Source organism: Litorilituus lipolyticus (genome assembly GCF_006439335.1).
Lineage (GTDB): Bacteria > Pseudomonadota > Gammaproteobacteria > Enterobacterales > Alteromonadaceae > Colwellia > Colwellia lipolytica.
This window is the reverse complement of sequence record NZ_SAWY01000026.1, coordinates 23323-31967: the sequence shown is the minus strand read 5'-3', so window position 1 is coordinate 31967 and position 8645 is coordinate 23323. Positions and strand designations below refer to the sequence as shown.

The following is an 8645-nucleotide window of genomic DNA, read 5'->3' as shown; positions in this document are numbered from 1 at the left end:
TAGCGGAATAACCATTAAGTTATGACCGTGTTTCATGGTCATTTTCTCAATTTACCTGAATTTCGAGCAAAAAAAATGCGCTAATAAAAAATTAGCGCATAAAACATGAAACACTTAGGGAATAACATTACTGTTATATAAGAGTGTGCTTTTTCTGTTTAGTTCAATTTATTTTTATAATAATTTATATCCTATAAGATTAGGTTAAATTTTAAGGTATGAAGAAGCGCTTGTAACTCCATTCATATTTCAAGGCGAATAAATTTAGGGCAAAAAAAATGCGCTAAATAATTAGCGCATAAAAAAACATGAATTAGTAAGGGGATAACATTACTGTTAAGTAAGAGTGTATCTTTTTAATTTAGTTCAATTTATTTTTAAAAATTATTATATGCAATTAAAAGGTTGAACTCTAAGTTATGAGTGGAGTAAAGCTCCCATAAATAACAACTAAGTTATGTTCGTGTTTCATGGTCATTTTCTCAATTCATCTAAATTTCGAGCAAAAAAAATGCACTAATAAAAATTAGCGCATAAAACATGAAACCCTTACTAAGGTATTAGCGGAATAACCATTAAGTTATGACCGTGTTTCATGGTCATTTTCTCAATTTACCTGAATTTCGAGCAAAAAAAATGCGCTAATAAAAATTAGCGGATAAAACATGAAACCCTTACTAAGGTATAAGCGGAATAACCATTAAGTTATAACCGTGTTTCATGGTCATTTTCTTAATTTACCTGAATTTCGAGCAAAAAAAATGCGCTAATAAAAATTAGCGCATAAAACATGAAACACTTAGGGAATAACATTACTGTTATATAAGAGTGTGTTTTTTACCATTAGTTCAATTTATTTAAAAAAACATTTTGAGAATATTTGTTTTCAATATATTTCAGACAAAATACTCTATTAAAAATGGGTACATAAAATATAAACCATGAAACTTTCACTAAGGTATAAGAGGTATAACAACTATGTTATGAGTCATGTTTCATCGTTGCTTTTTTAGCTTACTCAAATTTCAGGTAAAAAAAATGCGCTAATTAGGATTAGCGCATAAACCATGAAACATTAAGGGAATAACATTACTAAATTATATGACTAGTTAATTTTCAATTAGTTCACTTTTTTTTAAATAAAATATGATTTTGTTTTTCATGTTAAATATTTCAATTTATTGTTTGGTTTGTTTTTGATATTTAACGCTAAGTTCTGGCATTATGTCTCTATTGTTTTTAAGTTGAGAAATTGATCTGTGAAGTACTTTGCAAAACCTCTAGTTGTTGCGTGTTTATCTGCTTCTGTTTTATCAAGTTGTGCCACTCCTCCGCCAAAGAACCCTGAAAATATTTGTGAAATTTTTAGGGAGAATCCAGATTGGTATTTTGCCTCCAGAGATATGCGTGATAAATGGGGCGTGCCTATTCATGTTCCTATTAGCATGATGTATCAAGAAAGCTCCTTTAGGCACGATGCTTTACCACCTAGAGAGTACTTACTTGGATTTATTCCGTGGGGCAGGGTAAGTACGGCCTATGGGTACTCACAAGCTAAAACCATGACTTGGGATGACTATATTAAAGAATCAGGTAACTCAGGTGCCGATCGTGATGATTTTGATGATGCCATAGATTTCATGGGATGGTTTATTTTCAAAACACAAAAGATCAATGGTGTTTCTAAATGGGACGCTTATAACCAGTATTTAAATTACCATGAAGGTTGGGGTGGCTTTAAGCGTAAAACCTATAAGAAAAAGCAATGGTTAGTCAAAGTGGCTAGGAAAGTAGATAACCGGGCTAGACGTTATTCAGGACAATTAAAGAGTTGTGAAGAAGAGTTGAATCATGGATGGCTGTGGCGATTATTTTTTGGATAAATCATCAAAAGTTTATTCACGATAGACAATAGTAATTGCGATGGAATTTGAAGGATCCTTAAAAAAATTCTATCGCATAAAGCTTGCCAATTTGCTCATTTAATTCAAAAAACCTTGCTACGCTAGGAAAAATAACGGCCTCAAAATTATATTAAAAAAAGATCGTTTTTTTGTTAAATAAGTGTTGAAAAAGTAAAAGCCAGCTATTGTTGGGGGTTGCTATTGTTATCCACAGAAATTGTGGAAAGCTGAATAATTGTGAATTAACAGCATTCCCTGTGGATAACTTTGTGATTAACTTTGTTTGCTTATATTTTATTCTTCTTCATCATCGTTACTAATAAAATGTTCAGGCATAACTCGAACTGTTTTTATCATATTGTCTGAAACATCAACGATTTCTACGGGGTAGCCAGCAATTCTAAGACTAATATTGCTTTCTGGGATGTCCTCTAAATACTCGATAATTAAGCCATTTAACGTTTTAGGGCCATCTGTGGGTAATTGCCACGACATTTCCTTGTTTATATCACGAATACTGGCGCTTCCATCCACTAAATAGCTACCATCAGGCTGTAGTGTGATTTCATCACTTGTTGTTGGAGTCATCGTTGTTGTGAATTCACCAACGATTTCTTCAAGAATATCCTCAAGTGTTACTAAGCCTTGAATATCACCGTATTCATCAACCACTAAACCTAAACGCTCTTTAGCATGTTGGAATTTTAATAGTTGAATATTAAGCGGGGTGCCTTCTGGAATGAAATATAATTCTCGTACAGCACGCAATAAAGTTGCTTTGGTAAACTGGCTTTTTGACAACATTTTCAAAGCATCGCGAGCATGAATATAGCCCACTACGTCATCGATACTATCTCGATATAACAGTACGCGAGTGTGATTAGCTTGAGTTAATTGCTTTTGAATTTTCTTCCAGTCATCGTTTACATCAATCCCTACAAGTTCACTTCTTGGGATCATAATATCTTCAACAGAAACTTTTTCTAAATCTAATATGCTTACCAGCATGTCTTGATCACGCTCATGTAACAGCGCACCAGATTCATTTACAACTGTTCTTAACTCTTCACTACTTAAACTATGTTGTTCTCTTTGCTCTGAGCTGATACCTAATATCATTAAAATGCCATTAGTGATCCAATTTACCGCCACAACTAATGGGAACAATATTTTTAATAATAAAGATAAGATTAACGAACTTGGAAAAGCAATTTTTTCAGGGTAAAGCGCGGCTAAGGTTTTTGGAGTGACCTCAGCAAAAATTAAAATAACTAGTGTTAAAATAACGGTTGCAGCCAATACGCCATAAACATCACCAAGCAAACGTATACCAATGATTGTTGCAATAGCAGAGGCAGCAATATTAACGAGGTTATTGCCTATAAGAATTAAACCAATCAGACGGTCGGGTCTTTTTAATAAAGAACTTACTCGCGTAGCTCCTTTATGCTTTTGTTTTTCAAGATGGCGTAATCGATATCGGTTGAGTGACATCATGCCTGTCTCAGAACCTGAAAAGTAGGCAGAGATAAGAATTAAGATGCCTAGAACCGTAAAGAGCATCTCAGTAGATATATTTTCCAAAAAAGGTTAATCCTTTATGAGTAAAAAATTTAATCGGCCGTATACCTTATAACAGCCGAGCGCTTGCGACAAGTTATAGTGACTATAAGTACTATAACTATAAAATAAATTCTTTTACAAAGCGGCTACCAAAGTAGGCTAATGTTAATAACGTACTCGCAATAACCATTAGTACCATGACTTTATGTCCACGCCAGCCTTTTTCGAAATGTCCCCATAAAATCGTGCCATAGATAGCAAACGACATCAGAGAAAGAATTGTTTTATGGGCATTTTCTTTTGATAAAAAACCATCTAAAAAAGCAAAACCAATGATTTCACTAATAAATAGAAATAAAGTACCAACAGTTAAAATTGAGAATAATTGTCTTTCAACTTGCATTAATGGTGGCAAGTGAACGACGGCGTTTAAGTTCTTCTCTTTTAACTTAAAGTTAATGTAAGTGACTTGAAATGCATACAATGTTGCTATGGTTAATATGCAATAAGCTATGAGTGCCATACCTATATGACTTAATAAAATTACTTTTTCTACCACCAATGGAATTGATTCAACGGGCGGCATGAAGATAATTGATAATTGCCAAATACCAGCAAAGCCATAAACAACAGGTAATAACAAATTAACTTTTTGTTTTAGCGCTACTAAGGTAACAGTGAGAGTTATTAATAAACTGACTAACGAGATAACGTTGGGTAAGTTAAAATTGATGCTATCTGATGCGTAAGATGAGAAGAATAATTGTGCATCATTTACAGCATGAATAACAATCGCCACCGTTGCTAAACTTAAAACAAGCTTAAGGTTTGGGCCTTGTGGGTGAAATAATCGAGCAACAATTGCCACTGTGGCTAACATATATGCAACAAAGGCAATGCTTGAGCCAATAACCAACAAATCCACTAAAAACTCCTAAAAACAGTGACGCTATACTAAGAAAAGTTTGATTCTATCAGATAAAAGCATTTGTGCCATGACAAATATAACAATGCTTGATTTAGCTTTGGTTTTTGTATAAAAGTTCATTTTTTAGCCTTGAAAAATTAAGATCTGCGCAAATATATGCGCCATGCACTTTATCTTGTCGCATCTTCAAGGCAATAAGGTATATAATGCCCTGATAAATTCGTTAACCTAATTACTGTTTGAGTTACTCATGTTTGAAAATCTGTCAGATCGATTAAGTAAATCGCTTAAAAATATTAGTGGCCGTGGCCGTTTAACTGAAGACAACATTAAAGATACTTTGCGCGAAGTGCGCATGGCATTACTTGAAGCTGACGTAGCATTACCAGTAATTCGAGAATTTGTTAGCAAAGTAAAAGAGCAGGCGGTTGGCACTGATGTTTCTAAAAGCCTTACTCCGGGTCAAGTTTTTGTAAAAATTGTACAAAAAGAACTTGAAGCGGCTATGGGTGAAGTAAATGAAACCCTTGATTTAAAAGCGACGCCACCAGCTGTTGTTTTAATGGCTGGTCTTCAAGGTGCGGGTAAAACGACCTCTGTTGCTAAATTAGCGAAGTTTTTAACTGAGCGTGAAAAGAAAAAAGTTCTAGTGGTAAGTGCTGATGTCTATCGACCAGCCGCGATAAAGCAGTTAGAAACATTAGCCAAGGAAATTGGTGTTGAATTCTTCCCAAGTGATATTAAACAAAAACCTATCGATATTGCTAATGCTGCAATAGATCATGCTAAACGTAACTTTTTTGATGTATTGATTGTAGATACAGCAGGTCGTCTTCATGTTGATGAAGAAATGATGGGCGAGATTCAACAACTGCATGCAGCAGTAAATCCTGTTGAAACACTCTTTACTGTTGATGCTATGACTGGTCAAGATGCGGCAAACACCGCAAAAGCCTTTAATGACGCTTTACCACTAACAGGTGTTATCTTAACTAAGACCGACGGTGATGCTCGAGGCGGTGCTGCCTTATCAATTCGTCATATTACCGGTAAGCCTATTAAGTTTATGGGTGTGGGTGAAAAAATTGAAGCGTTAGAGCCATTTCATCCTGATCGTATTGCTTCGCGTATTTTGGGTATGGGTGATGTATTATCACTCATCGAAGAAGTAGAGCAAAAGGTTGACAAAAAGCAAGCAGAAAAGCTCGCGAAAAAAGTTAAAAGTGGTAAAGGTTTTAGCCTCGAAGATTTTCGTGATCAGCTAGTGCAAATGAAAAGCATGGGCGGCATGATGGGCTTAATGGACAAGTTACCTGGTATGGGTAATATGTCTGATAAAATAAAAGGTCAAGTTGATGATAAAATTACCGTGCAAATGGAAGCTATTATTAACTCGATGACACCTGCTGAACGCCAACGACCTGAAATTATCAAAGGTTCACGTAAGCGTCGTATAGCGGCGGGTTCAGGTACTCAGATTCAAGATGTGAATAAATTACTTAAACAGTTCACTCAAATGCAGAAAATGATGAAAAAAATGTCTGGTAAAGGCGGCATGAAGAAAATGATGCGAAGCATGCAAGGCATGATGCCACCAGGCGGTATGGGTGGCATGGGCGGTGGCGGAATGTTTGGCCGTTAACCTCTAAATCTATATATTGGAAAAGGCAGCTTTTTAGCTGCCTTTTTTTGTGCCTACTTTTTACACAGACAAAGTGAAACTTGCTTTGTATCAAATCTATTTACCCAAAAAATTGCGTCAAATCAAAGAAAGTAAAAATAAACTATATCTTTATGAGATTTATTCGCATTTGCATTAAGGTTTGTGTATTATGCGCGTATTAACGAATTAAACAAAGAATTAAACACATTTTTGGAGTTAAACGTGTCAATTAAAACATTTAAGCCAGCTCTACTTAGTTTGGCAATTGCTAGCAGTATATCAATGAATGCTTTTGCTGATGATGTTGCAAAAGAAGCGTCTGTTGTTGAACAATTTACCATTTTTGGCAGTGATAGCTCGGTTAATAATGTCCCGGGTAGCGCTCACCAATTATCAAAAGATGATCTAGAGAAATTTGACTACACTGATATCATGCGTAGCCTTACATCAATTCCAGGTGTCTATGTTTTAGAAGAAGACGGTTATGGTCTTCGAGCAAATATAGGTATGCGTGGTACAGGTCAAAACCGTAGTGAAAAAGTAACGATTATGGAAGATGGTGTATTAGCTGCACCTGCACCATACGCTGCACCTTCTGCCTATTACTTCCCAACCGCTGGCCGCATGCAACAAGTAGAAGTTCTTAAAGGAACATCAAGTGCAATGTATGGCCCACGTACTACTGGTGGTGTGGTAAATATGTTGTCTCGTCAGATTCCAGATGAAGCGCTAGCAGGTCAGATAAAAGTACAAGCTGGGCAAGATGGTTTTGCCAAGGTACATGGTGTTATAGGTGGACAAGGCGAAAATATCAGTTCGGTATTTGAAGTGTTCCGTTACCAAGCCGATGGATTTAAAGATATAAACCACAGCAATCAAGACACCGGCTTTGTGAAGAATGATGTTTTAGGTAAAGTACGTTTTAATACTGATGATGATGCTACTTTTGATCAAGAATTAGAGTTAAAAGTTAAGTACTCTGATGAAGATTCTGATGATACATACATGGGGTTAACCCAAGCTGACTTTGAAAGTGATCCATACAGCCGTTACTCAGCTTCACAAAAAGATAATATGACTACTGAGCATTTACAGCTTCAGCTTAGCCATGCAATAGAGTTATCAGAACGATTCAATTTAGGGACGACGGTTTATCATAATGACTTTAGCCGTAATTGGTACAAAACCAGTAAAATTGGTCAAATGGTCGTTGACGATGAAGGTAACTCATCAATTGTATATCAAAGTTTGAGCAAAGGTACTCAGCTTGCCTCTGACTATGACCATGGTGAGATTGATGAATTATATACTCAAGTAAAAGCTAACAACCGTGATTACTTATCACAAGGTATTCAAACGGTACTTGATGCAGACTTAAATAACCATCAGTTAAAGCTTGGTATACGTTATCATCAAGATGAAATGGACCGTTATCAATGGGTTGATAAGTATTATTTAGATGCTAACTATAATATGACATTGACTGGTGAAGGTACACCAGGAACTGACTCTAATCGTATCGACAGTGCTAGCGCCTTAGCTTTATTTGTGCATGATGAATGGACCATTGGTAAGTTTGTTATTAATGCTGGTCTTCGCTATGAAGACATGACTATTGAACGTGAAGATTGGGGCAAAACAGACCCTGACCGTTTAACTGAAGCTAAAACTAAAAAGAATGACTTAGATGTGATATTACCATCACTTGCGCTAACTTATCATTTAACTGATGATTTAGTGTTACTAGGTGGCGTACAAAAAGGTTTCGCTCCACCATCACCAGGTAATGAAGAAGCAACAAATGAAGAAAGCATTAACTATGAGTTAGGTGCAAGATTCGGGAAAAATGCTTTCAATGCTGAAGCGCTAGTTTTCTTATCTGATTATGACAACATGCACGGTAACTGCACAGCAAGTCAAAATTGTGATGATGAAAATATTGGCGAACAATATAATGCGGGTGAAGTAAAAATCAAAGGTATTGAACTAAAAGCGGGTTACGAGTTTGATTTTAATGACCTTTCAATGCCAATTGATTTGACATATACCCATACTCAAACAGAATTTTTAAATACCTTTGAGTCTGATTTTTGGGGTGATGTAGAAGCTGGAGATGAATTCCCGTATGTGCCAGAAAACCAATTCCAATTAACAGTAGGTTTAGCGGGTGATAAATGGCGTAGCAATGTGCTTGTTCGTTATACTGGTGAGATGCGTAGCGAAGCTGGCGTTGGTGCTAGTGCCAGCAATATAGATTCACATACCGTTGTAGATTTTGTTGCCAGCTATGATATTGCAACTAATCAGCAAGTACGTTTTAGTGTAGACAACCTATTAGATGAAACATACATGGCAACACGTATGCATGGCTCTATTATGGTAGGTAAGCCACAAACAATGTCTATTGGTTATCAATATAACTTTTAGGCTACATACGTAAAGCCAAATACACTCATGAAATAAAGCCCTTAGTAATATTTATTTACTGAGGGCTTTTTACTTTGTATCGATAAATTTGCCGTTAATATTAGGCAATCAATTCTACTCCTGATATTTAGCTTCTATTCAGTTGAAATATTACTCAGAA

At 35.8% G+C, this 8645-nt stretch carries 5 protein-coding genes; 3 read left to right on the top strand and 2 right to left on the bottom strand.

Annotated features, from left to right (window positions below):
- Nucleotides 1–1259: 1259 nt before the first annotated feature.
- On the top strand, nucleotides 1260–1883 hold the full coding sequence (locus EPA86_RS11960) for a transglycosylase SLT domain-containing protein (RefSeq protein WP_140603917.1): 624 nt from the start codon (nucleotides 1260–1262) through the stop codon (nucleotides 1881–1883).
- Nucleotides 1884–2198: 315 nt separating this feature from the next.
- On the opposite strand, the gene EPA86_RS11955 is transcribed toward EPA86_RS11960, so the two are convergent.
- Entirely contained in the window at nucleotides 2199–3488 is a 1290-nt protein-coding gene (locus tag EPA86_RS11955; protein ID WP_140603915.1) for an HlyC/CorC family transporter, read from the bottom strand.
- Between the two features lie 97 nt (nucleotides 3489–3585).
- Nucleotides 3586–4392, bottom strand: a complete 807-nt coding sequence (locus EPA86_RS11950) for a cytochrome C assembly family protein (protein WP_140603913.1) — start codon at nucleotides 4390–4392, stop codon at nucleotides 3586–3588.
- A 253-nt stretch (nucleotides 4393–4645) separates the two neighbouring features.
- On the opposite strand from EPA86_RS11950, the gene ffh reads away from it, so the two are divergent.
- Both ffh and EPA86_RS11940 read left to right on the top strand, forming a co-directional pair.
- Nucleotides 4646–6037 carry a signal recognition particle protein gene (gene ffh / locus EPA86_RS11945; protein ID WP_140603911.1) on the top strand — a complete coding sequence of 464 codons (1392 nt, stop codon included), beginning with the start codon at nucleotides 4646–4648 and terminating at the stop codon, nucleotides 6035–6037.
- 303 nt (nucleotides 6038–6340) lie between these two features.
- Nucleotides 6341–8485, top strand: coding sequence for a TonB-dependent receptor family protein (locus tag EPA86_RS11940; protein ID WP_425462572.1), 2145 nt, complete (start codon nucleotides 6341–6343; stop codon nucleotides 8483–8485).
- Nucleotides 8486–8645 lie beyond the last annotated feature (160 nt).

Excerpts from the sequence above, each read along its gene's own strand:
- EPA86_RS11940 (WP_425462572.1), top strand. The coding sequence starts at position 6,341 with ATGAATGCTTTTGCTGATGATGTTGCAAAAGAAGCGTCTGTTGTTGAA.
- ffh (WP_140603911.1), top strand. The coding sequence starts at position 4,646 with ATGTTTGAAAATCTGTCAGATCGATTAAGTAAATCGCTTAAAAATATT.